This window comes from Salinivibrio sp. IB872, assembly GCF_001995345.1.
GTDB classification, from domain to species: domain Bacteria; phylum Pseudomonadota; class Gammaproteobacteria; order Enterobacterales; family Vibrionaceae; genus Salinivibrio; species Salinivibrio proteolyticus.
Genome location: NZ_MUFO01000008.1, coordinates 66068 through 90432, shown reverse-complemented (window position 1 = coordinate 90432; position 24365 = coordinate 66068). Strand labels below are relative to the sequence as shown.

The 24365-nt window shown below is 49.1% G+C and carries 24 protein-coding genes and 1 pseudogene; 15 read left to right on the top strand and 10 right to left on the bottom strand.

From position 1 onward, the window contains the following. Nucleotides 1–166, top strand: a pseudogene (locus BZJ18_RS17050) (IS256 family transposase); the annotation flags it as partial. 18 nt (nt 167–184) lie between these two features. On the opposite strand, the gene BZJ18_RS05730 reads toward BZJ18_RS17050, so the two are convergent. The 4 genes from BZJ18_RS05730 to BZJ18_RS05715 form a co-directional block, all read right to left on the bottom strand. Further along, nucleotides 185–451, bottom strand: coding sequence for a hypothetical protein (locus tag BZJ18_RS05730; RefSeq protein ID WP_077455678.1), 267 nt, complete (start codon nt 449–451; stop codon nt 185–187). A gap of 132 nt (nt 452–583) precedes the next feature. Continuing rightward, complete coding sequence (locus BZJ18_RS05725; RefSeq protein ID WP_077455677.1) at nt 584–1126, bottom strand: GNAT family N-acetyltransferase; 543 nt, start codon at nt 1124–1126, stop codon at nt 584–586. Further along, nucleotides 1123–2337 (bottom strand): multidrug effflux MFS transporter, encoded by a 1215-nt coding sequence (locus tag BZJ18_RS05720; RefSeq protein WP_077455676.1) that lies wholly within the window; start codon nt 2335–2337, stop codon nt 1123–1125. Before BZJ18_RS05720 ends, BZJ18_RS05725 begins: the two co-directional genes overlap by 4 nt. Nucleotides 2338–2621: 284 nt before the next feature. After that, on the bottom strand, nt 2622–3419 hold the full coding sequence (locus tag BZJ18_RS05715; RefSeq protein WP_077455675.1) for a MetQ/NlpA family ABC transporter substrate-binding protein: 798 nt from the start codon (nt 3417–3419) through the stop codon (nt 2622–2624). Between the two features lie 159 nt (nt 3420–3578). Here BZJ18_RS05715 and BZJ18_RS05710 point away from each other — a divergent pair, with 159 nt between their 5' ends. The 4 genes from BZJ18_RS05710 (at nt 3579) to sstT (ending at nt 7052) form a co-directional block, all read left to right on the top strand. Continuing rightward, a complete protein-coding gene (locus BZJ18_RS05710) occupies nt 3579–4148 on the top strand; it encodes an LON peptidase substrate-binding domain-containing protein (protein ID WP_077455674.1) in 570 nt (189 codons plus the stop codon). A 64-nt stretch (nt 4149–4212) separates the two neighbouring features. Continuing rightward, nucleotides 4213–4848, top strand: coding sequence for a sigma-70 family RNA polymerase sigma factor (locus BZJ18_RS05705; RefSeq protein ID WP_077455673.1), 636 nt, complete (start codon nt 4213–4215; stop codon nt 4846–4848). After that, the gene (locus BZJ18_RS05700) at nt 4841–5527 is read left to right on the top strand and encodes a ChrR family anti-sigma-E factor (RefSeq protein WP_077455672.1); all 687 of its coding nucleotides are present in this window, start codon (nt 4841–4843) and stop codon (nt 5525–5527) included. The genes BZJ18_RS05705 and BZJ18_RS05700 overlap by 8 nt, the downstream gene beginning before the upstream one ends. A gap of 307 nt (nt 5528–5834) precedes the next feature. Then, on the top strand, nt 5835–7052 hold the full coding sequence (gene sstT, locus BZJ18_RS05695) for a serine/threonine transporter SstT (protein ID WP_077455671.1): 1218 nt from the start codon (nt 5835–5837) through the stop codon (nt 7050–7052). Between the two features lie 105 nt (nt 7053–7157). On the opposite strand, the gene mlc is transcribed toward sstT, so the two are convergent. Then, a complete protein-coding gene (mlc, locus tag BZJ18_RS05690; protein WP_077455670.1) occupies nt 7158–8372 on the bottom strand; it encodes a sugar metabolism global transcriptional regulator Mlc in 1215 nt (404 codons plus the stop codon). A gap of 264 nt (nt 8373–8636) precedes the next feature. Between mlc and queE the strand changes: the two genes are divergently transcribed. Further along, entirely contained in the window at nt 8637–9302 is a 666-nt protein-coding gene (gene queE / locus BZJ18_RS05685; RefSeq protein WP_077455682.1) for a 7-carboxy-7-deazaguanine synthase QueE, read from the top strand. Nucleotides 9303–9378: 76 nt separating this feature from the next. On the opposite strand, the gene queD is transcribed toward queE, so the two are convergent. Then, complete coding sequence (gene queD / locus BZJ18_RS05680) at nt 9379–9741, bottom strand: 6-carboxytetrahydropterin synthase QueD (RefSeq protein WP_077455681.1); 363 nt, start codon at nt 9739–9741, stop codon at nt 9379–9381. Nucleotides 9742–9990: 249 nt separating this feature from the next. Between queD and BZJ18_RS05675 the strand changes: the two genes are divergently transcribed. The 4 genes from BZJ18_RS05675 (at nt 9991) to BZJ18_RS05660 (ending at nt 16181) form a co-directional block, all read left to right on the top strand. Beyond that, nucleotides 9991–11610, top strand: a complete 1620-nt coding sequence (locus BZJ18_RS05675; protein ID WP_077455669.1) for a methyl-accepting chemotaxis protein — start codon at nt 9991–9993, stop codon at nt 11608–11610. A gap of 101 nt (nt 11611–11711) precedes the next feature. Continuing rightward, complete coding sequence (asnS, locus tag BZJ18_RS05670; RefSeq protein ID WP_077455668.1) at nt 11712–13112, top strand: asparagine--tRNA ligase; 1401 nt, start codon at nt 11712–11714, stop codon at nt 13110–13112. A 157-nt stretch (nt 13113–13269) separates the two neighbouring features. Further along, nucleotides 13270–14463, top strand: a complete 1194-nt coding sequence (locus tag BZJ18_RS05665) for an amino acid aminotransferase (RefSeq protein WP_077455667.1) — start codon at nt 13270–13272, stop codon at nt 14461–14463. Nucleotides 14464–14627: 164 nt separating this feature from the next. After that, the gene (locus BZJ18_RS05660) at nt 14628–16181 is read left to right on the top strand and encodes a methyl-accepting chemotaxis protein (protein ID WP_077455666.1); all 1554 of its coding nucleotides are present in this window, start codon (nt 14628–14630) and stop codon (nt 16179–16181) included. A 124-nt stretch (nt 16182–16305) separates the two neighbouring features. On the opposite strand, the gene folE is transcribed toward BZJ18_RS05660, so the two are convergent. Then, on the bottom strand, nt 16306–16962 hold the full coding sequence (gene folE, locus BZJ18_RS05655) for a GTP cyclohydrolase I FolE (protein WP_069587112.1): 657 nt from the start codon (nt 16960–16962) through the stop codon (nt 16306–16308). 360 nt (nt 16963–17322) lie between these two features. Here folE and BZJ18_RS05650 point away from each other — a divergent pair, with 360 nt between their 5' ends. From BZJ18_RS05650 to BZJ18_RS05635, 5 genes are all read left to right on the top strand, one after another. Then, nucleotides 17323–18144 carry a phosphate ABC transporter substrate-binding protein gene (locus BZJ18_RS05650; RefSeq protein WP_069587111.1) on the top strand — a complete coding sequence of 274 codons (822 nt, stop codon included), beginning with the start codon at nt 17323–17325 and terminating at the stop codon, nt 18142–18144. A 76-nt stretch (nt 18145–18220) separates the two neighbouring features. Next, the gene (pstC, locus tag BZJ18_RS05645; RefSeq protein WP_069587109.1) at nt 18221–19132 is read left to right on the top strand and encodes a phosphate ABC transporter permease subunit PstC; all 912 of its coding nucleotides are present in this window, start codon (nt 18221–18223) and stop codon (nt 19130–19132) included. Nucleotides 19133–19135: 3 nt separating this feature from the next. Next, complete coding sequence (pstA, locus tag BZJ18_RS17045) at nt 19136–19981, top strand: phosphate ABC transporter permease PstA (RefSeq protein WP_077675417.1); 846 nt, start codon at nt 19136–19138, stop codon at nt 19979–19981. 18 nt (nt 19982–19999) lie between these two features. Then, nucleotides 20000–20755 carry a phosphate ABC transporter ATP-binding protein PstB gene (pstB, locus tag BZJ18_RS17040; RefSeq protein WP_069587106.1) on the top strand — a complete coding sequence of 252 codons (756 nt, stop codon included), beginning with the start codon at nt 20000–20002 and terminating at the stop codon, nt 20753–20755. Between the two features lie 238 nt (nt 20756–20993). Then, the gene (locus BZJ18_RS05635; RefSeq protein WP_077455665.1) at nt 20994–21437 is read left to right on the top strand and encodes an META domain-containing protein; all 444 of its coding nucleotides are present in this window, start codon (nt 20994–20996) and stop codon (nt 21435–21437) included. Nucleotides 21438–21468: 31 nt separating this feature from the next. Here the strand turns inward: BZJ18_RS05635 and BZJ18_RS05630 are convergent, their stop codons facing one another. From BZJ18_RS05630 to BZJ18_RS05620, 3 genes are all read right to left on the bottom strand, one after another. After that, nucleotides 21469–23025, bottom strand: a complete 1557-nt coding sequence (locus tag BZJ18_RS05630; protein WP_198532187.1) for a CHASE domain-containing protein — start codon at nt 23023–23025, stop codon at nt 21469–21471. A 266-nt stretch (nt 23026–23291) separates the two neighbouring features. Further along, a complete protein-coding gene (locus BZJ18_RS05625) occupies nt 23292–23486 on the bottom strand; it encodes a DUF4250 domain-containing protein (protein WP_069587103.1) in 195 nt (64 codons plus the stop codon). 85 nt (nt 23487–23571) lie between these two features. Next, nucleotides 23572–24243, bottom strand: coding sequence for a hypothetical protein (locus tag BZJ18_RS05620; RefSeq protein WP_077455663.1), 672 nt, complete (start codon nt 24241–24243; stop codon nt 23572–23574). Nucleotides 24244–24365 lie beyond the last annotated feature (122 nt).

Genomic DNA, 24365 nt, shown 5'->3' with positions numbered 1-24365 from the left:
GACCAAGGGTGGCTTTGCTAACGAGAACGCATTGCTCAAGTTGCTGTATGCAGGTATGTTGAAGGCGTCAGAGAAGTGGACGCATCCGGTGCAGAATTGGAACCTGACATTGTCCCAACTGAGCATCCACTTCGAAGGACGGCTCGACGACTACGTAGATCTTTAAACGCCGGGTGACACAGAACTATGAACACCCTCCATCAATGATCAGGCCAATATGATTCACGCCTTGAGATTTATAGGTACTGCGTGGCTGTATGCTGGGCTCTGAACTTGGGTTGGGCTCTTGCAGTGCAAAGTAGCAGTGTTCATTGCCCACATGCACCCAACGATATCCTTTTGGCGACTGGGCATCTTGGCGAATTTTAAAATCGGGGACAGCCACCGCCAAAAACGCTAACGCTGCATCCATGTCTACCACCGTAATATTTACGTGTTCGATTGTTGTCATCATTCATTCCCTTTATCCGTGCTATCAAAAACTGAGCTTGGAAAGCTAAACATCGAGAGCAAGGATAAAACCTCAAGATAACTTGAGGTCAACGAACAAAAACAAAATCAGTGGTCTGGGGAAACACTTAAATCACACTGCGGTGTAGGTGTAGATCCAGTCGTCGTAACAAACACCGCCAATAGCAAAAGCATCAGGGTCAATACGGCTGAGTTGAAACCCGACCTTTTCTAGCACACGCGCAGAGGCAAGGTTACCCGCGGTCACTGTCGCATTAATGGTTCGCGCACCACCATGATGGATGGCAAAATCAGCGACAGCCTGCAAAGACTCAGTCCCATAACCACGCCCGTGATAAGGCGGCAACAGTAAATAGCCGACTTCCGCGACACCCTGCTCAAGCAAAAAGCCGGTGACGCCGACTGGCGTTTGTGTCGCCGTCTCTACGATGACCAAACACAGCCAGTGCTTAGCGTCAGGAGACCAGGGTGTGAGCCGTTGCTCAAACCGGGCTTCAATGTCACCCAGTGGCATAGGATCAAAACATTGCGCAATCACGGCATTGTCCGTGTGTAAGCGGTGGAACAACGGCCAGTCCGCTTTGATCATTGGCCGCATGCTCAGGCGTGGTGTTGTCAGCGGAAACAGGCCTTTTTCGAACCGTGACTTTGTCATGATGCCTCACTCGGGGTACTGGCGGCGTTAACTTTCGGGGCCGCAAACCCGCGAAAGATATTATGAACAGAAAGCAGCGCAAACACGCCCACCACCACACCAAGGTGCCAGGCTTCGCTAACGCCCAAACTCAATAACGCCATACTCATCAACGCGGAAATAATCATCTGTCCACCACCGGAGAGCGCAGCGACGGTGCCGGCTTGGTTAGAGTAAGGTTGCATCACCTGAGACTGGGCGCACGGCAGCGCAATCCCGTTACCAAACACCATAAAGAACTGCCCTATCATCAGCAGTAACGGATCCATCGGCGTCAACCATAACCAAACCGCAGAGATGAGCTGCATCACGGGTGCCATTAGTAGCATACGCTTGGTACCCAAACGCGGCCGAATGCGCGAAACCAGCGCACTACCCAGCAATAAGCCACATGTTGGTATAAGCGCCCACAACGCATATTGATCCGAGGTCATCCCGATGCGCTCTTGCATTAAAAATGGCATCAGCGACACCGTGGTGATCACCAAGGTAAAGTTAAGCCAACTAATACTGGCGAAATAGAGAAAGTATGGCGTTCTTAGTAGTGCGCCATAGCGACCGAGGATCACCTTCACATTAGGCAACGGCGAACGAGCGAGCATGCTTTCTTTGAACAAGAAAAACAACACGCACCACACCAAGCTGGTGTACACCATTAGCAAAATAAAGATCGCCAGCCAGCCTAGATTGTGGTTAACGAACCCACCAATCACAGGAGCCACAATAGGCGTAAATGAGGCGACCATGATTAGATATGACATGGCTTGCGGAAGCTGATCCCCCGAATAAGAGTCACGGGTAAAGGCACGTGAGAGTACAGCACAGCAACCGGTGCCCATCCCTTGAATGCAGCGGCCAATGACCAAACCGGTGAAACTGGCGCTAAAGCTCACCATCACGGTTAAGCCAATCAAGGAAAGTAATACGCCGGCTAATAACACACGACGACGGCCAAGCGCATCTGAGATAGGCCCATAGATAAACTGTGATGGCCCAAAGCCGAGTAGGTAAGCAGAGATCAGCAGTTGGACATCATCCATACTGAGGTTAAAGTCTCGGGCTATCCACGGCAAAGACGGGAACACCAATCCCATACTGAACTGCCCAATGCTGACGGTTAAGCATGCCAGCAATACGGGCGACCAATTAAATGGACGAGTAGCCGATTGCATCCAATTTCCTGTGCATTTGCGTCGAGGGAAGAAAGGCAAGTGTCAAGCCAGTACGCGGCATAAATCACACTTTGATTGGCATAGTAACGCAATAAGCAACTGAGTGGTAACAAAAATTTAAAATTCGCTCGCGTTGGGTTGGATGGAGGAAAGCGCGGCTAACGACAAAGATCGCATGTCAGCAAGACTGGCAACATGGCACAAATAAAAGGCATGCGATGGATCCAAAAAGCCCGATACGGTTTCACGAATCGGGCATCTTAACTATTGAGCGCGACGCGCATTTAAAAAGCGGGTTCAATCGTGCCTTTAAATGTCTTTTCAAGAAAGTCACGGGTTTGTTGGGACTGAAATAGCGCCACCAAACGTTGTAGGTCGGGGTTGTCTTTATCTTCTTCGCGGGCGGCCACAACCATCACCGCCAAGGGAGCATTTTTCGACTCCAAGAAAATACCTTGCTCACTCGGGCTTAATCCCGATGACATCACATAGTTCATGGTGATCGCCGCCGCATCGACATCCTGTAAGCTGCGTGGCAGTTGTGCCGCCTCAACCTCAACAAATTCGAGTTGTTTAGGATTGGCGATGATATCTTGCAAAGTAGCTTTAAAGCCGACACTGTCGGCTAAGGTAATTAACCCCGCCTCTTGCAGCAATAACAATGCGCGCCCCGCGTTGGTAGGATCGTTGGGGATCGCAATTTGTGCGCCATTCGGCAGCGCATCAACATGCTCAACGCGATCAGAGTAAATCCCCATCCGCATCAAAATGGAACGTCCCATCGATACCAACTGGCTACCGTTGTTTTGGTTGTAGTTATCCAAAAACGGCTGATGTTGGTAACTGTTTAGATCTAAGCTGCCATCCGCCAAGCCAGCATTGGGGGAAATATAGTCGGAAAATTCGACCACCTCGACCGCAATCCCCTCAGCTTTTGCTTGCTCAGCAACCGCTTCAACCACCTGTGCATGCGGCCCCACTGTGGCACCAACTTTGATCACCTTATCTTGTGATTCTGAACAGCCAACCAGCGTGAGCGTGAGTCCGAGTATGAGAATAAAAGAAGCACGTAGAGATTTCATCAATCGGTAATCCTTTCCGAAAAGCCATTTAGACATCTATACTGCCAAATAGGAAGAAGATGTCAATCATTGTTTATGCGATTCTCTGGACGCTTGATCGCTTGTCGCTAAGGGCGCGTATTAGTCAGCATGTTCAATCGATTATCAGGAGGCGCGGATATGACCAAGCTGTTTCCTTTGCCCCTCTTTTTGTTACCGGGTGGCAGAGCAAAACTACGTATTTTTGAACCCCGCTATTTACGGTTGGTACGCGAATGTACCGCCAACGGAGAAGGGTTTGTCCTTGCAATGATGCAAGGTCAGCGACTTTATAAATACGGTACTTCGGTCGATATCGTTGATTTCGAGACGCTTCCCGATGGATTACTGGGCATAACCATTGCGGGCCGACAACGGGTGGAAATTATGACAACCGAACAAGCGCCCGACAAATTGTGGTTGGGTGAAATACGTACCCTGCATGATTGGCCACACGATGATTATGTCGATAATACGGACGATGAGGTGCAAGCGCGCATTGCCACCAACCTCAAGCACATATTTGCTGCTCATCCTGATCACGCCGAGCAGTATGAACAGCCTCATTTCGAGGATGTCACCTGGGCGTGTCAGCGTTGGTTAGAGATTCTGCCCCTCACGAGTGCGCAAAAACAATGGTTTATCGCACAAGACTCTGCCGATGAGGCCAAGCAATTCATTCACCAACTGCTTGAAGAACACGTCGAGTGATCCAAATGATTTGTGGTGCGTATTGGGGTGTCAGATGGACGGCACTGACAGATAGGACTCAACTATGACTGCGCCTCAAACCATGTATACTGAAGTTTCAACCTCGAGACGGAATACACGTACCACAATGACTGACGTGACGAAGGAAGAGTTGTCGGAGCTATTATCACGTGTTGCGGAACAGCGAGATCGTGTTGCTTTTGAACGTTTGTTTCGCTTTTTTGGCCCGAAGATCCGGTCTTATGGGACCAAACATCTGCGCGCGGACGGACAGGCGATGGAGCTAGTCCAAGAAACCATGTTGGTGGTGTGGCGAAAGGCTCATCTTTACAACTCAGAGAAAGGTGCGGCAACCACCTGGGTGTTTACCATCATGCGTAATCTCAGTTTTGATATGCTCCGTAAGGTGCAATCGAACCGCGAAGACAATTTTAGTGACGAGATTTGGCCGATACTGGAATCCGGTCAACAAGACAATGAAACCGACTCAGGTGCTCAGCACATGATGGATCAGGAACTATTATCCTTCATTGATGAATTACCTGAAGTACAACAACAGGTGGTGCGTGGTGTGTACTTAAAGCAACTCACCCACCAAGAGCTATCGGACCAACTTAATGTTCCACTAGGGACCGTGAAGTCGCGTTTGCGACTCGGGCTCGAGAAGCTGCGCAATCATCTGGAGGTCAACAATGATTAAATATCATCCTTCTTCCGAACTGCTTGATGCCTTTGCAGCCGGCCAATTACCGACATCCATGGCGATTGCTCTCTCTGCACACGTTGAATTATGTCAACAATGCCGTGAGCATGTGAGTGCGAAAGAAGAAGCGCTAGCATTAGCTGCGTTTGAAGAGGCTGAGACCGATCACGAGTTCGCGGCAGGCACTCTGCCTTGGGACGATGATCTTGAAGCGGATATGATGAGTGCGATTTTTGACGCCCCGGAACAAGGCGAGGCATCACGCATTCAAGTCGCTCGCTCTGACGAGATTCGGATTGGGGACAAAACCTACACACTACCACGCGCACTCCAGCGTTTTAGTGATTCGAATTGGCTGTCATTCGGCAAGGTGCAACGCGCAAGGCTGAATCTTGAAGAAGGCGCCACGCGTGCGAGTTTCTTACATATCGACGAAGGCGGCTCGGTTCCAGCCCATACACACAAAGGCTATGAGCTGACGCTGTTACTCGATGGCACCTTTGAAGATGAAAGCGGACAATATTCGCCGGGTGACTTTATTTTGTTGGATAGTCGACATCATCACACCCCCTCCACCAAAGACGGGTGTCTGTGTTACACGGTCGCGAATGCGCCACTGCACTTCACTCAGGGTGTGAGTAAGCTACTTAATACCGTGGGTCATGCGATTTACTAAAAATCCTTGTGCTAGTTGTTATCCTATCTTTGGCGGCGTAAGCCGCCTTTTTTTATGCTAATCAGAGCAATAAAGACGTGTAAATACTCGGCACATTAAAACGATTTCCTCATATCTAGCGCCCTAATAACAGAATAATTACACTAAAGAAACTTTCATTTAATACCAACTGACTGACAGAATCCCACCTAACTAGTGCAAACTATCAATTTTCACTTTACATAGGGTGAATCAAACTGGTTTAATTCCCCACTTCTAACGATTCATTAACAGCCATTGATAAAAAACACAGTGAAGTGAGACACACATGAGTCAAACACAACTCGCCAGTATCAGCCGAGGTCACTCGTTGGTACTTCAAATCGTTATAGGTATTCTTGCTGGGGGCGTACTCGCCTATTTATCGCCTGAGTTGGCGAGCACAGCAGGTTTACTTGGTAAGCTTTTTGTTAGCGCACTGAAAGCAGTTGCACCCATTTTGGTCTTCGTTTTGGTTGCTGCCTCTATCGCTAACCAAAAGAAAGGTCAGCGCGCCAACATGCGCCCCATCATTTTTCTCTACCTGCTCGGTACGCTTGCGGCATCCTTAACCGCGGTTACCATGAGCTTTTTGTTTCCGACGACCTTACAGTTTGCCGCAACCGATGCAGCTGTCGCGCCACCGGAAGGCATTACCCAAGTATTAAACACCTTGCTGTTTAATATTGTCGATAACCCAGTCAACGCTCTGATGTCCGGTAACTATATCGGTATTCTCGCGTGGGCGATTGGTTTGGGCATTGCCTTACACCATGCATCAAGCGAGACCAAACGCGTCTTCTCTGACGTGTCTGAAGGCGTGTCTATGATTGTGCGCTTCGTGATCCGTTTTGCGCCCATCGGTATTTTTGGCCTTGTCGCCAACACCTTGGCACAAAGTGGTTTTGATGCGCTGCTTGGCTACATTCATTTGCTTGGCGTGCTCCTTGGCAGTATGGCAACGATCGCGTTGATCGTTAACCCACTGATCGTGTTTTATAAAACGCGCCAAAATCCGTATCCACTGGTTTTCCGCTGCCTGCGTGAAAGTGGCCTTACCGCCTTCTTTACCCGCAGCTCAGCCGCGAATATCCCTGTGAATATGCAGCTGTGCCGTAAGCTCAATCTTGATGAAGATACTTACTCTGTCTCGATTCCACTCGGGGCAACGATCAACATGGGTGGCGCGGCAATCACCATCACGGTTCTTACACTCGCCGCGGTACATACCTTAGGGGTTGAAGTGGATATTGCCACTGCAATTCTGCTTAGCATTGTTGCCGCGGTGTCTGCGTGCGGTGCCTCAGGCGTTGCAGGCGGCTCGCTCTTGCTGATCCCACTGGCGTGTAACTTGTTTGGTATCCCGCACGAAATTGCCATGGAAGTGGTCGGTGTTGGCTTTACCATTGGTGTGTTGCAAGATTCGGCAGAAACGGGGCTTAATAGCTCAACAGACGTAGTCTTTACCGCCGCAGCCTGTATGGGTGAAGAGCGTAAAAACGGATAAGCCATAAAGGGCGTTTTATCGGCACAAGGCGGATAGCGCTCCCATTCAGGCTTGATACAAAAAGCAGGTGCTTGGCACCTGCTTTTTTCGTTTATAGCCTCGTTACTAGCCTTCCAGTACCTTCATGAGTAGTTTGCCGTCGTACATGGCTTGTTTCACCATCGCGGCGCCCGGCATGGTCGCTTGCGTGTAGAAATAACTTTCTTCTAGCACTAAGTTTTGGCTGTATAAGGGGATGGTTTGCGTCTTTAAGCATTCCATGATTGCTGGATAGAGCACCGATTTCGCCCGATTAAACTCGCCGCCGAATAATATTTTTTCCGGATTAAATAAATTCACCACGATGGCGATCGCTGTCCCTAGGTGATGACCAAGCTCTGTAATCACGCGTTGCGCCAACGCATCACCGGCGACGGCGGCATCACAAATCGCGTCGATAGTGAGGGTTTTACCGCGCAATTGACTAGGGTGCCCCTCTGCGAGCAAGGTTTCCACCTGCTCAATGACCGCGGCCAAACTTGCAACGGTTTCCAAGCAACCATAGTTGCCACAAAAGCATCGCTTACCAAATGGCTTCACTTGAATATGACCCAGCTCACCCACATTCCCCACGCGCCCTTGGAGTACTTTTCCTTCTAGGATAATCCCAGCCCCAACGCCATTGTGAACGGCAATCAGCACCGCGCTATCTGATTCTTTCGCGTTACCAAATAACTTTTCAGCCAGCGCCCACGAGCGGGTATCATTACCCACAAAAACCGGTAATCCTGTTTCTCGATGCAGGACGGGCCCCAATGGCATATGGCTAACCTCAAAGTGCGGCATTTGAATGACCGTTCCTTGCGCACTATTCACTAAACCCGGCAACGACACCGCGATGCTTGTCACGCGATCCACCACTTCATGATGACGCGAAAAGAAGGCTTTAACGTACTCGACAACGGTCGCTAGCAAGGCCTCTTGAGGCATCACCGCCAACTCATGGCGTTCTTGTACCAGAATGTCACTGCTTAACGAGTGCAAAGCCATCGTGAGGTAACCGCGCCCTAAACGCATCGATAAGAATTGCCACCCGTCATTGTCCAGCATCAACCCAACGGCGGGTCGACCACGCATACTGGTTTCTTGAATTTGTGTTTCTTTGACAAGGTGTGCGTCCATTAGCTCACGGACAATTTTAGTAATACTGGCAGGTGCCAGCTGGCTGCGCTTGGAAAGCTCGATGCGCGAGATAGGCCCAAAGCGGTCGATCAAGTTGTACACTGTGCCGGCATTTTTGCGCTTGATATGATCAATATGCCCCGGCTGCCCAATAATCATGCCCTGTCCTATTACTGCTGGGATCTGGCGATCCTATTCATGATGATGCGTATAATTGAATTTTTTTACTTTGCGAACTAATTGTGAAGCACAATAAGGTCGCCACGTGATATCTATCACTTTAAGGTGTGAAAATCGCGTTTAGCCTCACGAAACCATACGATTTAGTAACTATGGTAAAAATCCAATCAATCGTGAAAAAGCAAGATCTGCGGAGGATAAATTGGCATAATGCGCCGTCGAATCGAACCGCCAGAAAGCATGATGTACCGAGTAAACGAAATTTTTGAAACTATTCAGGGAGAAGGCACATTTACTGGCGTGCCCTCCGTCTTTGTCCGCTTGCAAGGTTGCCCTGTCGGCTGCGCTTGGTGCGATACCAAGCAAACATGGGAAACCGATGATAACGATCAGCAAGACAAGATATTTATTATCGATAAGTCAGAAGACTCGCCTGCTTGGTGCTGGCTGAGTGCGAAAGATATTGCGACAGAAATCACCCAACGCTATCAGGCTAAACACATTGTGATTACTGGGGGGGAGCCTTGCCTATACGACTTGGTGCCCTTAACCGAGGCGCTAGAAGCGGTTGGGTGTCAGTGCCAAATTGAAACCAGTGGCACGTACGAGGTTAAAGCCAGTCCGCAGACTTGGGTCACGGTATCACCTAAAATCAATATGCGCGGCAAATTACCGGTACTGGCCAGTGCGATGGCGCGCGCGAACGAAATCAAACATCCTGTGGGCACCGAGAAAGACATTGCACAGTTAGATATCCTACTTGAGCACTGCCCACCGTCACCGAAGGCAACCATTGCGCTACAACCGGTCAGTCAAAAGCCGCGAGCCACTAAACTGTGTATTGATACCTGTATTGCGCGCGGCTGGCGCTTGTCGATACAAACGCACAAATATTTAAACATTGCTTAGCGCCAATGGGAGCCATCGTATTAGCCGATATGAAGTGTATCGATAAGAGAGCCGAGTGATGATACTCGGCTCTTTTTTATTCACCGCGATAAGTGCAGCCTGCGGTGCAGGTTTCCTTCACCATTACCTTACTTAATAAAGGCAGGTTTGGCTTGACCTGTTGCCAAATCCAACGCGCCAACACTTCGCTGGTTGGGTTTTCCAGCCCTTCAATCTCATTGAGATAGTAGTGGTCAAGACGATCATAGATAGGCTTGAAAGCGGCTTTGATGTCAGCGAAGTCGATCACCCAGCCTGTGTGTGGATCAACCTCTCCTTCAACATACAAACGCACCATAAACGAGTGACCGTGCAAACGCCCACACTTATGTCCTTCTGGCACATTCGGTAAGTGGTGTGCGGCCTCAAAGGTAAATTCTTTAAACAGTTCAGTTGTCATACTGCCAAATCCCATCAACAACAAGATGGCGCATGCTACTCAACTTCCCTGACCGACACAATCTCTATCCCTGAGATCAACGCGATTATAGCCAAAGCAAACCGTTGCCCGTCGCAAAGGTGCGACAATTTACGTCGATGAAATCACACATTTTATATGGGAATCGAGGCATCTGGTGAGACACGGTTTAACATAGATCTGACAGAATTCAATTGACATACATATAATTTAATAACAAACGGTTGACTCATGCGCATGACTCTCGCGAGCAAACTTCTCCTTTCGCTTTTTCTCGTCTTCGCTCTGGTGCTTGTGACCTCGTTGGCCTATCAATCACATCAGCAAAAAGCGCTGATGACCTCGATAGTCAGTGAACAAACGCTCGATAAAGCATCCAACTATTTCGATAGCCTGAATATGTTGATGCTGACCGGCACAATCAGCCAACGCAATACACTGCGTGATAAAATGCTTTCCCACAAGGGTATTGAAGAGGCACGTGTTATTCGGGCAGAAGCGATCACCCGCTTTTTCGGTCCAGGCAACCCTGAACAAGCCCCAAAAGATAATATCGACCAACGTGCGCTTGATGGCGAGACCATTGTCGAAACCTTTGACTCTGAATCCGGCAAGGGGTTGGTTGTGGCACTGCCAATGAAAGCCAGCAGTGATTATCGCGGGACCAATTGCCTACAATGCCATGTTGCCGAAGAGGGAACTGTGCTGGGCGTTATTCGACTCGAATATGACTTACAGCCGCTCTATGGCACCATTGATAAAGAAATGCTTATCACTGCCGGGATCATGGGCAGTATCGCCGTATTGGGTTTTCTGATCTCACTGACTGTGATCCGTCGTTGGGTGGTGTCACCCCTCAAGCATGTATCGGCCTTTATGAAGCGGACGAGTCGCGACAAAAACTTGGCTGAGCGCTTGAATGACACACGCAATGACGAGATTGGCGAGTTATGTAACAGCTGTGACCAATTACTCGATAATTTCTCTGCGAGCTTACAACAGGTGCAACGTACCTCAGAGACGCTGTCGTCTGAAGCGTTAAACCTCATTCGCGTCTCTGGGCATACCGACCAACTCGCCGATAGCCAACGTAATGAAACCAATGAAATGTCTACGGCCATCAATGATGTTCAGCAACATCAACATGACATTCAAAGCCGTACGAGCGAGGCTGCACAATTGAGCGAGTCTGCTGCCGGTAGCGCCAATCAAGGCAGTGAACTGGCCAACGTCGCCGCCAATGATATCCGCAAACTGATGGATGATATTGGTCAAGTACGCAGCCAGATTTTGGATGTAAACCAGCAAAGCCAACAAGTGACAACCATTTTGGGCGTGATCCGCGAAATCGCTGAGCAGACTAACCTACTCGCGCTGAATGCGGCGATAGAAGCCGCTCGCGCTGGTGAACAAGGTCGCGGCTTCGCCGTGGTCGCTGAAGAAGTACGTAACTTGGCCAGCCGTAGCCATGATGCAACCGGGGAAATCCAAACCATTATTGAAAACTTGTGCTCAGGCAGTGAAGCCTCCGCTCAAGCAGTCGAAGCCACCACAGAAAGCGCGAATCAACGTGCCGAGACGGTGATGCAACTCTCTGACGCCTTGGCGGATATTGCTGAGCAAGTGACCACCGTGAACAATAATACCGATGACATTAGCCAACAAAGCCAACATCAAGCACAAATGACTGACGCCTTACTCGAGCAAGTCGGCCGGATTCAAAATCACGCTAACGATACCGCCAATAACGCGAATGAAGTGAAAGCAATCAGTGCAAATCTCGAACAACTGGTTGAACAGTTAGAAGGATTAATTGGACAATTTCAACTTTCAGACCGCCTCAAGCCTTGAAGCTACACAAGATACAGGTAAACTTGCTAGTCTAACTTGCAAATCCACTTTCTCGGTGGCATTGACCACCGAGTTGCCCTAAACGGAGATAGAAGCGAATTATGACATACGCGCCTGTAGTAGACGTCCTGCGCGGCAAGGCGGCAGTCGACACTGAAGTGACTGTTCGCGGTTGGGTTCGGTCTCGCCGAGATTCCAAAGCCGGTATTTCTTTCCTCGCCATTTATGATGGCTCTTGTTTCGACCCTATTCAGGCCGTGGTCCCCAATGAGCTGGAGAATTATCAGCAAGACGTTCTGCGTTTAACAGCAGGCTGTTCTGTTGAAGTGACCGGTAATGTGGTGGAATCACCAGGGAAAGGTCAAGCGTATGAGCTACAAGCCACTGCCGTGAAGGTAGTCGGTTGGGTTGACGATCCAGACACTTATCCGATGGCCAAGACGCGTCACTCAATTGAGTACTTGCGTGAAGTGGCTCATTTGCGCCCTCGTTCCAACGTGATTGGTGCGGTTGCTCGTGTACGTCATACCCTTTCTCAAGCTATTCATCGTTTCTTCCACGAGCAAGGCTACTACTGGATGTCTGCCCCGCTGATCACTGCATCAGACTGTGAAGGCGCCGGTGAAATGTTCCGCGTATCGACACTGGATATGGCCAATGTGCCAAAAACAGAGCAAGGCGATGTCGACTTCGACCAAGACTTTTTCGGCAAAGAAGCTTTCTTGACCGTATCCGGTCAATTAAACGCTGAAACCTATGCTTGTGCGCTGAGTAAAGTTTATACCTTTGGCCCAACCTTCCGTGCTGAAAACTCTAACACCAGCCGTCACTTGGCCGAGTTTTGGATGGTAGAGCCTGAAGTGGCCTTTGCCGATCTTGATGATGCCGCAGCGCTAGCTGAAGCCATGTTGAAATACGTCTTCAAGGCCGTGTTGGAAGAGCGTCGTGACGACATGCAGTTCTTCGAGCAACGCATCAACAAAGAGGTGATAACGCGACTTGAGAAATTTGTTGACGCTGATTTTGCCCAAGTTGACTACACCGACGCGATCACTATCTTGCAAAACTGCGGTAAGACGTTCGAGTTCCCTGTCGAATGGGGTATTGATCTCGCCTCAGAACATGAGCGCTATCTAGCAGAAGAACACTTTAACGCGCCTGTTGTGGTGAAGAACTATCCAAAAGATATTAAAGCCTTCTACATGCGTATGAACGATGATGGCAAAACCGTTGCTGCAATGGACGTATTGGCGCCTGGCATTGGTGAGATTATCGGTGGTTCACAGCGTGAAGAGCGTCTTGACGTCCTGGATCAGCGCCTTGAAGAAATGGGCCTCGAGAAAGAAGATTTCTGGTGGTATCGCGACTTGCGCCGTTACGGCACCGTGCCTCACGCCGGCTACGGCCTCGGGTTTGAGCGTTTGGTATCTTACGTTACCGGTATGAGCAACATCCGCGACGTGATCCCATTCCCTCGTTCGCCACGTAACGCGAGCTTCTAAGTAAAAGACCATTCAAAGGCTGCGAGTACGCAGCCTTTTTCTTGCCTATTGGTACGCTTGGTATCTCTGGGCATGGCTGGCGGTTTCTATCCAAGAAAACAAGTGGTATAACGATCCCAGCCTGAGTTTCATTCATCATTAACCATGGACGACACCAATGTTTGAGAAAATTTCTGCCGCTCCCGCCGATCCCATTTTAGGACTGACTGAAGAATTTAAAGCGGATCCTCGTGAAACGAAGATCAACTTAGGGGTCGGCGTATACAAAAACGAGCACGGTGAAACCCCTGTGCTGAAAACCGTTAAAAAAGCCGAAGCATTGCTGCTCGAAAAAGAGAGCACCAAATCCTATCTAAGCATTCCGGGCACCGCGGAGTACGGCCTAGCCGTTCAGCAGCTTCTATTCGGTGAGCAAGCTTCAGTTATCAAAGATAAACGTGCTCAAACTGCACATGCGCCGGGTGGCACCGGGGCGTTACGCCTTGCTGGCGAGTTCATTAAACGCCACCTCGGTGACGTCACAGTGTGGATCAGTAACCCAACGTGGGCCAACCACAAGGGCGTGTTTACTGCCGCAGGTCTGCCTCTGGCCGAGTACACCTACTACGATGCCGCGAAGAATGACAAAGATTTTGCCGGCATGGTCGCGGATCTAGAAAAAGCAAACAGTGGTGATGTGGTCTTGCTACATGGCTGTTGTCACAACCCAACCGGTATTGATCCGACCGATGCGGAATGGAAAGTCTTGGCTGAGCTATGTCAGCGCAAAGGCTTACTGCCGATGTTCGACTTTGCCTATCAAGGCTTTGCGCAAGGTGTTGAAGAAGACGCATCGGGTCTACGTATCTTTACGCAAACCTGCCCAGAGCTGTTGATCGCCAGCTCTTTCTCAAAAAACTTTGGCTTGTATAACGAGCGTGTGGGTGCCTTTACTCTGGTTGCACAAGATCAGCAACAAGCCACAACCGCCTTTAGCCAAGTGAAAGCCATCGCGCGCGTGATCTACTCTAACCCACCAGCCCACGGTGCAGGTATTGTGACAGAGATCCTCAATAACCCCACGCTAAAAGCAGAATGGCATCAAGAACTTGCTGATATGCGCGATCGTATTAAAACCATGCGCACCGAGTTTGTAGCAACTCTAAAAGAAAAAGGCGTGAATCGCGACTTTAGCTTTATCGAGCAACAAAATGGGATGTTTTCTTTCTCTGGCTTGACCAAAGATCAGGTGAACGCGCTAAAAGCCGAACACGGTGTTTATATCGTCGGCTCAGGCCGCCTCAATGTAGCGGGTATGACGCACACCAATATGGGGCCACTTTGCACTGCCATCGCAAAGGTTTTAGACTAAGCGCCACTGTCATCGAAATGTCATAAAGGGCCGACAGGCCCTTTTTTTTGTCGATGCACTCATTAAAGCAACATTGTATTAACAAAAATATCATTAAAAAGCCCATAGCCGCTAGACTAAAACTAACAAGGCTCTTATGAACTGTGACCAGAAAGATAAATACTATGAGTGGTAATGAAGTTGTATTTGGTGACGATGAACGCCTCGTCTCGACCACCGATAAACGTGGCGTTATCACCTACTGTAATCCCGAATTTATTCGCATTGCTGGCTTTGACGACAACGAATTGATGGGGGCACCCCACAATATCATTCGCCATGCTGATATGCCCAAGGCCGCTTTTGCCGACATGTGGCGGAACCTCAAAGCCAATCAACCTTGGCGCGGCATCGTTAAAAACCGCTGTAAGAACGGCGATTATTACTGGGTTGATGCTTACGTGACCCCGATCTATGAACGCGGTCAGGTAACAGGCTATCAGTCGGTGCGGGTCAAGCCAGATCCCGCGGTGAAACACCGTGCTGCCCAGATCTACAAAAAGTTATGTGCCGCCGAGAAAGGAGGCAAATCACTGGGTGGTTTCTCCATTGAGAGCATTCCCGGCGCCGCTAAACTGGCCCTGCTTGTCGCCGGCCTCGCTGTTGCGCCCCTCTCCCTCGCCTTTGATCCCAATATCAATGGGTGGGATATCGCCAGCGCTGTCGCTATGCCAGCCATATTGGGTGCTCTGTTTCGTGATGAGCTGTTGACTCTGCCCGCTTTGATTCGTGGTTATCAAGCCGACTATGACAGTATTAGCCGCTATATCTATGCAGGAACTGGCTTGAGTTCAATCGCCGATTACAAGATTAAGATGCTGCAAGCGCGGATTCGGACCATCCTCGGCCGTATGTTGGATGCCTCCTTGTCTCTCAATCGCTTTTCTGATGATTTGAGCGCCCTTTCGCAGCGTGTTTCTCAGGCGATCAATACCCAAAGCCATCAAATCACCTCAGTGGCCAGTAATATTGACCACGCCTCAGACTCTGCCAATAAGGTACTAGAGAACGCCCAGCAAAGCGCTGAATTACTGCAATCTGTACAGCAACAGAGCCAAGATACACAAGCGCTGCTGCATCGAACCGGTGAGCAACTTCAAGCCCTGGCCAAGCAGTCTGAAAGTTCGTTATCCGCCACACAACAGCTTTCTGTCACCGCAGAGCGGGTCACCGATTCCATGAGTGAAATCAGTGGTATCGCTGAGCAGACGAATTTATTGGCCTTAAATGCCGCAATTGAGGCCGCACGCGCCGGTGAACAAGGCCGCGGATTCGCGGTTGTCGCAGACGAAGTACGCGCCCTATCTAGTCGCACTCAAGGCGCAACGGAACAAATTCAGCAGTCTATCCAAGAAATGCACGAAACCATTCAACAATGGCAAGCGCAGATCCATGTCAGTCACGAGCAAACCCAACAATGTGTCGATACCACAGAACATAGCATTGTCAGCTTGAACGCGGTGACGACGGCGATTGACGATGTGGTGGCGCGTACCAGTGAAACTCATCACTCAGCACAAGCGCAACTGCAGACCTTTAATGATATTAATCGTGATATCCATGCCATTGAGTCGGTATCACAGCAAAACCTCAATGAAGTGAATGATGTCTCACAAGCAAGTGCAGAGCTGCGCGACAAAGTCCGCCAGTTCCACGATATTGCCAAGCAGTTTGAATAGTTATCCCTTGGTCGTTTCATCGTCGCTTACCGATTAAGCTCAGCATTGAGGCGATAAAAAAAACGCCCACTATCTCGCGATGGGGGCGTTTTTTTATCGTTTCGCTTACTACGCGTCTCGCTTACTAATTGATACCGTGCAAGAATTCAGCGCGCGTCGCGGCATTCTTTTTAAACTGACCACCTAAGGCTGTGGTAGTTGTTTCACTGTTCGCATCCATCACCCCACGCGATTTCACACAATAGTGTGTTGCTTCGATACGAACGGCGACATTGTCGGTTTCAAGTAAGGTTTGCAATGCCACCAACACCTGACGCGTTAAGCGCTCTTGTACTTGGGGACGTTGAGCGAAGAAGCGAACAATGCGATTGATCTTGGATAACCCAATCACTTTCTTATCCGGTAAATAGGCGACCGTTGCGCGCCCATCAATGGTCACCAAGTGGTGCTCGCAGGTACTGGTGACTGAAATATCCTTCACACGCACCATCTCGTCGCAACCCATCTTGTTTTCAATCATGGTTACTTTAGGGAACTGCGTGTAATCCAAGCCCGAGAAGATCTCGTCCACATACATCTTTGCGATTCTTGCTGGTGTCTCCGCCAAGCTGTCGTCAGTCAAATCAAGATCAATAGATTGCAGGATTTCACGCATGTGAAATTCAATTTTTTCTTTTCGTTCTGCCGCAGACAACGCTGACTTTGCTGTCATCGGTGTCTCAATACCACGAGCAACCAGCGCTTCCTGAACTTTTTTTGCAGCATCGCTCAATGCCATGATGGATTCCTTTTAGGTCTGGCCTAAGTTGTTCTTTTCAGTACACACATTGCCCGCGAACGGATCAGTGCTGTCATTTAATAGAAGAATAACGTTAATCATTTAAAAATACACCTTGTGAATACTATGGCTTTTACTACTTGACCCATAAATGCGCACTTAAGTGTCAAGCCAAGTGAACACGGGAGGTTTGCATGTCTGATTCATTCCACAAGGTCTGTTTTTTTCTTTTCGATGTGGCGTCAAATCGGTTGGCCGTCATCAAGGCTTCAAGTTAATGAAACATATTTGTCATGTTTCTTTCCTAAAGTGCCTCTCGTTCGAAACAACAAACCGCGACTCATCGCAAATAAGGGATACGATATGAAATCTAAGGTCTTTGGCGCCATCGTGATGGCAGGTGCCATGTTCTCTGCCTCAGCAAGTGCACAAGAAACTGTTTCAATCTCTGGCTCAACGTCAGTAACCGAAGTCATGGAAGTGTTGGCTGAAACCTATCATCAGCAACACCAAGACACCTACATCGAAGTACAAGGCACAGGTTCGTCAGCAGGTATCAAAGCCGCTAAAAACGGCACCAGCTATTTCGGCATGGCTTCTCGCGAGTTGAAAGCCTCTGAAAAAGAATCGTCACTTAAAGAAACTGTGATTGCTCGCGACGGCATCGCGGTTGTTGTCAATAACGCCAACGGCGTCAAAAACCTCACTGCTGACCAAATCGCTAAAATCTATCGTGGCGAAATTACCAACTGGTCAAACGTCGGTGGCGAAAACAAACCTATCGTTCTGGTGACACGTGACACAGCTTCAGGCACGCGTGGTGCATTTGAAAGCATCATGGGTCTGAAACGCAAAGTGAACGGCATGAAAGTGTCAGCGATTTCACAAAAAGCACAAGTCGCAAATGGTAACGGCGTCGTGAAGACCATTGTCGCCAACAACCCACTTGCAATTGGTTACATCTCTCTAGGCTCTGTGGATGATTCCCTAAAAGCACTGAGTGTAGACGGTCATGCACCGACCACTGAAGCCGTGGCAGCCGGTGACTACAAGGTCGCACGCCCTTTCTTGGTTCTCCATAAAGAAGGCACAACCTCCGCAGCCGCAGACGACTTCCTAAACTGGGTACTGTCTGCTGATGGCCAGAAGATTGTTGCAAACCAAGGTTATATCGCTGTTAAGTAAATAGATTTTTGGCCCAGCAAATGGCTGGGCCTTCTTTTGTTACATCCTTAGCCATTTTTGGCATGGAGTTGTTATCATGACCATCGCATCCGAACAGGTAAATAATGTCTCGGACTCGAGTCTCACTAAACGCACTCGAGTTGACTGGCGAGAAAAGATTTTTCACGCCTTGTTTTTATTCAGTGCCATTGTAGGCGTGTTATCACTCGCCACCATTGGCTACTTCATTTTCCGCGAGAGTATTCCTGCACTCTCTGCCGCTGGCTTCACCGATATCGTCTTTGGTAGCGAGTGGCTTCCGCCCGCGCTCTACGGCATTGCGCCCATGATTGTGGCGTCATTGGCCTCCACCGCAGGGGCTGTCCTTTTGGGTGTGCCTGTCGCTGTGCTCACCGCTGTCTTTATCGCGGAAGTCGCACCGAAATGGCTCGCCAATATCATCCGCCCGGCGGTTGAGCTCCTCGCAGGCATTCCATCGGTGGTTTATGGCTTCTTTGGTCTGGTCATCATCGTTCCGTTGATCCAAGACATCTTTAATGTTCCAGCGGGCAACACCCTGCTTGCCGGTGTCATCGTGTTGGCCGTCATGATCTTACCAACGGTCATTACGGTGTCTGAAACCTCGCTACGCGCCGTACCTCGTGCCTATAAAGAAGGGTCTCTCGCACTTGGCGCATCATCGATGTTTACGATCTTTAAGCTGCTTGTGCCTGCTGCTCGCTCCGGGATTATGACGGGTGTGATTTTAGGGATTGCACGTGCGTTGGGCGAAACCATGGCGATCATCATGGTGATGGGTAATGCCCCAGCGATGCCAGAAGGCATTCTCGATTCAGCGCGTACCCTTACCGCCAATATCGCGTTAGAAATGTCTTATGCCACGGGCGTGCATGCCAGTGCCCTGTACGCGACCGGTGTCGTATTGTTGATTTTCATTATGTTACTCAACGGCGCGCTGCTTTACCTGAACCGCGAGAAAGCGAGATAAGTTATGTTGTCACGTCAATTACAAGATAAATTAGCTTTAGGGTTTATTTGGACAGCAGCAGGTTTAACCGTCGGCTTTCTGTTCTGGATAATCTGGTACATTCTGAGCAACGGCCTGCAGTATGTTGACTGGTCATTCATTTCCAGCGACTACACGCGCATTGGTGAGTCATCAGGGATTTGGCCGATGATTGTCTCCACCATCTATATGGTACTGGCCTCGATTGCCATTGCGGCGCCACTGGGGATCATGACCGCGATTTACCTCACCGAATATGCGAAAGTGGGCAGTAAGTTAGTCAAGGTTATCCGCTTTTGTACCGAATCACTGGCTGGCATTCCTTCGATTATCTTTGGTCTGTTTGGCCTCACATTCTTTGTGGCGGTACTGGGGCTCGGCTTTTCGATTCTCTCCGGTGCCTTGACGCTCAGTATTTTGATCCTTCCGGTAATTATCCGTACCACTGAGGAAGCTTTAATGGCTGTTCCTCAAACCTATCGCGAGGGGTCATACGGACTCGGGGCGTCCAAAATCTACACCATTTGGAAGTTAATCCTGCCCAGCGCGATGCCAGGGATTATTACCTCAATCATTCTGAGTGTGGGCCGCGTGATTGGCGAGTCTGCACCTGTTTTCCTCACTGCCGGTATGGTGGCGCGTATCCCTGATACATTGCTTGATTCAGGACGCACGCTTACGGTGCATTTGTACAAGCTCACGCAAGAGCTTTACACCGTCCATGAGTGGCACCAAGCCTACGCCACTGCCACCGTACTGATTGTTGTCGTGCTGGTTATCAACATGCTAACCAAACTCATTGCACGCCGATTCAATAAAGCGACTTATTAACGCATTCTGAGGCCCGACATGAACAAATTTGAAATCAATGATTTAAATCTTTATTACGGTAACGGTGAAAACCACGCGCTTAAAAGCATCAACTTGCCCATTCCTGCTAAGCGTGTCACTTCGCTAATTGGCCCTTCAGGTTGTGGGAAATCAACACTTTTGCGCTGCTTGAATCGCATGAACGATTTAATTGAAGGTGTCCAAATTGACGGTCGACTCACCATGGATGATCAAGACATCTATGGCAATATCGATGTGGCTGGCCTTCGGATTAAAGTGGGCATGGTGTTTCAAAAACCTAACCCCTTCCCGATGAGCATTTACGACAATGTCGCTTATGGCTTACGCGCTCAAGGCATTAAAGATAAAAAGCACCTAGATGCCGTGGTTGAAAAATCACTGCGTGGCGCAGCATTGTGGGATGAAGTGAAAGATCGTCTCAAGGCCCATGCTTTTGGGCTTTCTGGCGGTCAGCAACAGCGCCTATGTATTGCTCGCACGATTGCGATGGAGCCAGAAGTGATTTTGATGGATGAACCCACCTCTGCCCTCGATCCTATCGCGACGAAAAAAATTGAAGACTTGATGGAGTCACTAAAACAAGACTACACCATTGTCATTGTGACGCACTCCATGCAGCAAGCCCGTCGTATTTCCGACCGCACTGCGTTCTTTTTGATGGGAGAGCTGGTGGAGCATGATGAAACTGCCACGCTCTTTGCACAGCCACAAGATGACCGAACGCGAGGCTATGTGAACGGTGATTTCGGTTAAATACGTCGCTGCCAACAAAGTGTCATAGAGTTGTGATTAACTAACTAGGCACTTGTTTGCATCGGTTTCTAACTCCAAACATAACGATAATAATTCACGCGATGGTATATCTTGGCCCCTCTACCGGGGCCTTTTTTTTGCGCGGAACAAAAATAAACAAGAAATTGACATTGATGCATCACTTCATTGCCACAATAAGATCCATCAGGTCACCTCTCCCGTGTAGGAGGAAATCATCATGAAAAAAGTGTTATTAGTCGCTACGTTGGCGAGCATCGGTGTAACCGCTTGCAGCAACAACGATTTCACCGCTGGCCCGTCAAACCAAAACGCGATCACCGTTGAGAATATCGCTCAAAAGTGGCAGTTGGCGATGGTCGATGACCAAGCCATTAATGCGGAAGGGGCACCAACCCTTACGGTTAGCACTGATATGGTCGCGAGTGGTTATACCGGTTGTAACCGCTATTTTGGTAATGCCCAGCTCGAAAACAGCCGTTTTCGTATCGACCGGATGGCGAGCACACGTATGGCATGTGCCTCTCAAGCGATGGATATGGAATTCACAGTCAGTGACGTACTCAACAACTGGAGTCAAATCAACATAACCGACAATCAGCTAACACTTGCTAACCATAAGACGACGCTGACGTTTAAAACCGTGCAAAGCAACACGCCGTAGATAAACCGAACGGCGCCCTTCGGGCGCCGCTTTATTCTATCTCCATCCAATGCCAGCGTTCTCGTTCATCCGCTCTCGCCCGAGCGAGGGCTATCTCCCCGTAAGAGCACATTCTCGCCACCGTCATTTGCTCGTGATCACTCAGCGTTACCCCACCGACATAAACGTCGACTAACATGGCCCCCTCTTCTCGTTCAAACGGTAACTGTAAACGTTTTACCGTCAGTAAGCACTCTTCAGCCAGTCGCTGGGCGCCCTCTGTGCGCGGTAGTATTGCGACAAATTGGCTGCCACTGTATCGGCATAACAAATCACCTGGGCGCTTCAGCATATTATCTAACGCTTCTGACAGGCGGCGAAGCACTTGATCGCCGGACAAACGGCCATACTTGAGGTTGTAATCCGATAAACGCTCAACTTCCACAATCATCAAACTCAGCGGAGTTTCTTCTCGCAGTGCTCGCTGAATTTCACGCTCTAACTCCGCTTCAAAATGGCTGCGATTGTACAGTCCGGTTAAACCATCACACTTCGTCATCGACTCGAGTTTGGTGTTTGCGTCTCGTAATGCACGGGTTTTCTGATCAACCTGTGCCTGCACGGTTAAGGTTCTCTGTTGTAGTCGATAGAGCAGATAGCTGATGATGATAAAAATGATGGTGCCTGCAGCGAACACCCAATAAGGCATGTAGGACTGGCGTGCTTCCACATATTCAGCGGTTGGATATCCTTCCACTTGCCACTCTCTGCCTGCGAAAAATACCGGGAGTGACTGCTGGGTTAACGTCTTGTTCACCGGTGAACTGAGAGTGGCTATTTCGCTATGCAAAAGCTGAGGGGTTCGCTCATTGGAAATATCATTAAGTGAGAAGTTAATCCCATCATTAATCACCGTATTAATCGCGAGATTAACAAGCTCTCCAATATCAATGACCGCGACTAAAAAGCCGCGAAGGTCACTCGTTTCCTCCCCACTTAACTGCTCTGGGTCACGGAGAATCGGCATAATTAGCAAAAAGCCCTGTACGCTGCCATACGCCCTTTTGACCGTTGTCGCAGGTGTTGCAACAGGCACTCCGGTGTTGAAACTGGTTTTAAGCGCTTGGCGAGTCACAGCAGTCGATCCCATATCATATCCAATCACCGACTGATTACTGCTCGCGCTCGACGTAAAACGGATAGGAAAGTACATGTCTCTTCGCTGAGCGGGGATCAATGCTCCTGTCTCATCAAACTCAACAATATCCGTTCTCTGTTGTGAGCCTTCTTGCATCGCATCTTGAACATAGTGCCGTCGTTGATGATGCATCACTATATCCACCCACTCAATCGACTTAAAACTTAGGTGACGCTCCAATACGCCTGATGTCATCGGTTGAAAGTTGCGTGCACTGAGGCGATGGCCCGCATCAAAATGATTTTTCACTGCGTACAGCAGCTCGAGACCAAGGTTGACTTCCCTGCCCAGTGCCATAGCAGCATTATTGACATCTTTTTGGACTTCTTTGCGAATCGCATTTTGCTCAGACTGGAACAGCAAATGCCCAGTCAGCGCAGAGAAACCTATCCCCACGAGGACTGTTATCACAATGATGCTCCAAGCGCGTCGCGGCATTCCAAACGTCCTTCTGTCTGTATCCTGTTGCCGAGAATTCGGCCGCTTTTATATAAAATTTCGCCACATTAAGCGTAGTGCTTCACAGCTCGGGCGATCAATTTTTTAACAAAAACAAAACAATTGTCACGAATAAGGTCAGCGCACTTTGAACAGAATGCTAATCAAGGAAGACAGAAAAGGCCCACTCCAGGTCTGGGTGAGCCTTCGCTAAAACGGTGAGTCACTAAAACAATCGGTTATTTCAATTTCAATTGGTTGGTTAGCGGATCGTACTCACAACCAATGTCGTTAAATTTGTCTCGGATTTGCTCATCGTCTAGGTCGAAATGGGCCATCAATGATTCAAGGCTATCGCACTCTAAACGCAAACGTTCATTAGCAATACTGAAAAATATTGCCCCATCCAAACGATGAATATTGTTGATGTCCATAGTGGCCGCTCCTTTTCTCGGCTGAACCCGTTGGGTCAACAAAGCTCGGTTTAAAGTATAGAAACACTCGAGGCCACTCGCCAAATCATCCCATCACAATGGTGTTTAGGCTAACACTGGCAGCAAACAAAAAACCAAACCCAATCATTAAACGCCACCATGCAGGTTTGGTGTGTTTGAGCAAATGCCAAATGGATGCAGCAATACCCAACAAGCCTAATCCAACCCCTGCAAATAAGGCATTAATATTCACAGTGGTGAATGTTGTGAGCGATGCTGCCACAGCAACCAGGAATACCGTGGCCATCAAGGCCAGTACGCTCGCCAGAGGCAATAAGTTATCAAACGCTTGTAAGCGTGATTTGGCTCTAACTAAAAGGCCGTGTCCGGCACTGGCTCCCAGAAGTACTACTTGCAGCAAGCCAAATACAGCGACCATCCAGCCCTGACTCGCCGTAATGATTAACCATGCAACACATGCCGTTAAGTTTGCGACATGTAGCAAAGGAATGGGACCGGAGTGACGCGTTTTGCCCGTTTTTGATCGAAACGCAAATAAGCCTAAAAACAGAAAGGGTATAGTGGCTAAAAAGCTAGATGGAACCAATATCACCCATGCGAACACCAGCACCCAATATGCACGGTGGAAACGGCCTCGCTGGCCCGGACAGATTTCACCTTTGAGTAATGCCAACGACAAGACCAGTTGCGCACCCAAAATAGCCGAAACGAGGGAAGGAGCAACATACGCGTACATAGAAACAACACCTTATGGCGATCAATAAAAAACCCGCAACTGTGACTACTTCTTACGGTAAACAACTGGCGGGATCACATTAGATTGAATAAATACTGTAAATACGTACAACAAACTGGAAG

What these genes read in the sequence shown, in the direction of transcription:
- BZJ18_RS05730 (WP_077455678.1), bottom strand. Translation starts at nt 451, where the DNA reads ATGACAACAATCGAACACGTAAATATTACGGTGGTAGACATGGATGCA.
- BZJ18_RS05725 (WP_077455677.1), bottom strand. Translation starts at nt 1,126, where the DNA reads ATGACAAAGTCACGGTTCGAAAAAGGCCTGTTTCCGCTGACAACACCA.
- BZJ18_RS05720 (WP_077455676.1), bottom strand. Translation starts at nt 2,337, where the DNA reads ATGCAATCGGCTACTCGTCCATTTAATTGGTCGCCCGTATTGCTGGCA.
- BZJ18_RS05715 (WP_077455675.1), bottom strand. Translation starts at nt 3,419, where the DNA reads ATGAAATCTCTACGTGCTTCTTTTATTCTCATACTCGGACTCACGCTC.
- BZJ18_RS05710 (WP_077455674.1), top strand. Translation starts at nt 3,579, where the DNA reads ATGACCAAGCTGTTTCCTTTGCCCCTCTTTTTGTTACCGGGTGGCAGA.
- BZJ18_RS05705 (WP_077455673.1), top strand. Translation starts at nt 4,213, where the DNA reads ATGACTGCGCCTCAAACCATGTATACTGAAGTTTCAACCTCGAGACGG.
- BZJ18_RS05700 (WP_077455672.1), top strand. Translation starts at nt 4,841, where the DNA reads ATGATTAAATATCATCCTTCTTCCGAACTGCTTGATGCCTTTGCAGCC.
- sstT (WP_077455671.1), top strand. Translation starts at nt 5,835, where the DNA reads ATGAGTCAAACACAACTCGCCAGTATCAGCCGAGGTCACTCGTTGGTA.
- mlc (WP_077455670.1), bottom strand. Translation starts at nt 8,372, where the DNA reads ATGATTATTGGGCAGCCGGGGCATATTGATCATATCAAGCGCAAAAAT.
- queE (WP_077455682.1), top strand. Translation starts at nt 8,637, where the DNA reads ATGTACCGAGTAAACGAAATTTTTGAAACTATTCAGGGAGAAGGCACA.
- queD (WP_077455681.1), bottom strand. Translation starts at nt 9,741, where the DNA reads ATGACAACTGAACTGTTTAAAGAATTTACCTTTGAGGCCGCACACCAC.
- BZJ18_RS05675 (WP_077455669.1), top strand. Translation starts at nt 9,991, where the DNA reads ATGCGCATGACTCTCGCGAGCAAACTTCTCCTTTCGCTTTTTCTCGTC.
- asnS (WP_077455668.1), top strand. Translation starts at nt 11,712, where the DNA reads ATGACATACGCGCCTGTAGTAGACGTCCTGCGCGGCAAGGCGGCAGTC.
- BZJ18_RS05665 (WP_077455667.1), top strand. Translation starts at nt 13,270, where the DNA reads ATGTTTGAGAAAATTTCTGCCGCTCCCGCCGATCCCATTTTAGGACTG.
- BZJ18_RS05660 (WP_077455666.1), top strand. Translation starts at nt 14,628, where the DNA reads ATGAGTGGTAATGAAGTTGTATTTGGTGACGATGAACGCCTCGTCTCG.
- BZJ18_RS05650 (WP_069587111.1), top strand. Translation starts at nt 17,323, where the DNA reads ATGAAATCTAAGGTCTTTGGCGCCATCGTGATGGCAGGTGCCATGTTC.
- pstC (WP_069587109.1), top strand. Translation starts at nt 18,221, where the DNA reads ATGACCATCGCATCCGAACAGGTAAATAATGTCTCGGACTCGAGTCTC.
- pstA (WP_077675417.1), top strand. Translation starts at nt 19,136, where the DNA reads ATGTTGTCACGTCAATTACAAGATAAATTAGCTTTAGGGTTTATTTGG.
- pstB (WP_069587106.1), top strand. Translation starts at nt 20,000, where the DNA reads ATGAACAAATTTGAAATCAATGATTTAAATCTTTATTACGGTAACGGT.
- BZJ18_RS05635 (WP_077455665.1), top strand. Translation starts at nt 20,994, where the DNA reads ATGAAAAAAGTGTTATTAGTCGCTACGTTGGCGAGCATCGGTGTAACC.
- BZJ18_RS05625 (WP_069587103.1), bottom strand. Translation starts at nt 23,486, where the DNA reads ATGGACATCAACAATATTCATCGTTTGGATGGGGCAATATTTTTCAGT.
- BZJ18_RS05620 (WP_077455663.1), bottom strand. Translation starts at nt 24,243, where the DNA reads ATGTACGCGTATGTTGCTCCTTCCCTCGTTTCGGCTATTTTGGGTGCG.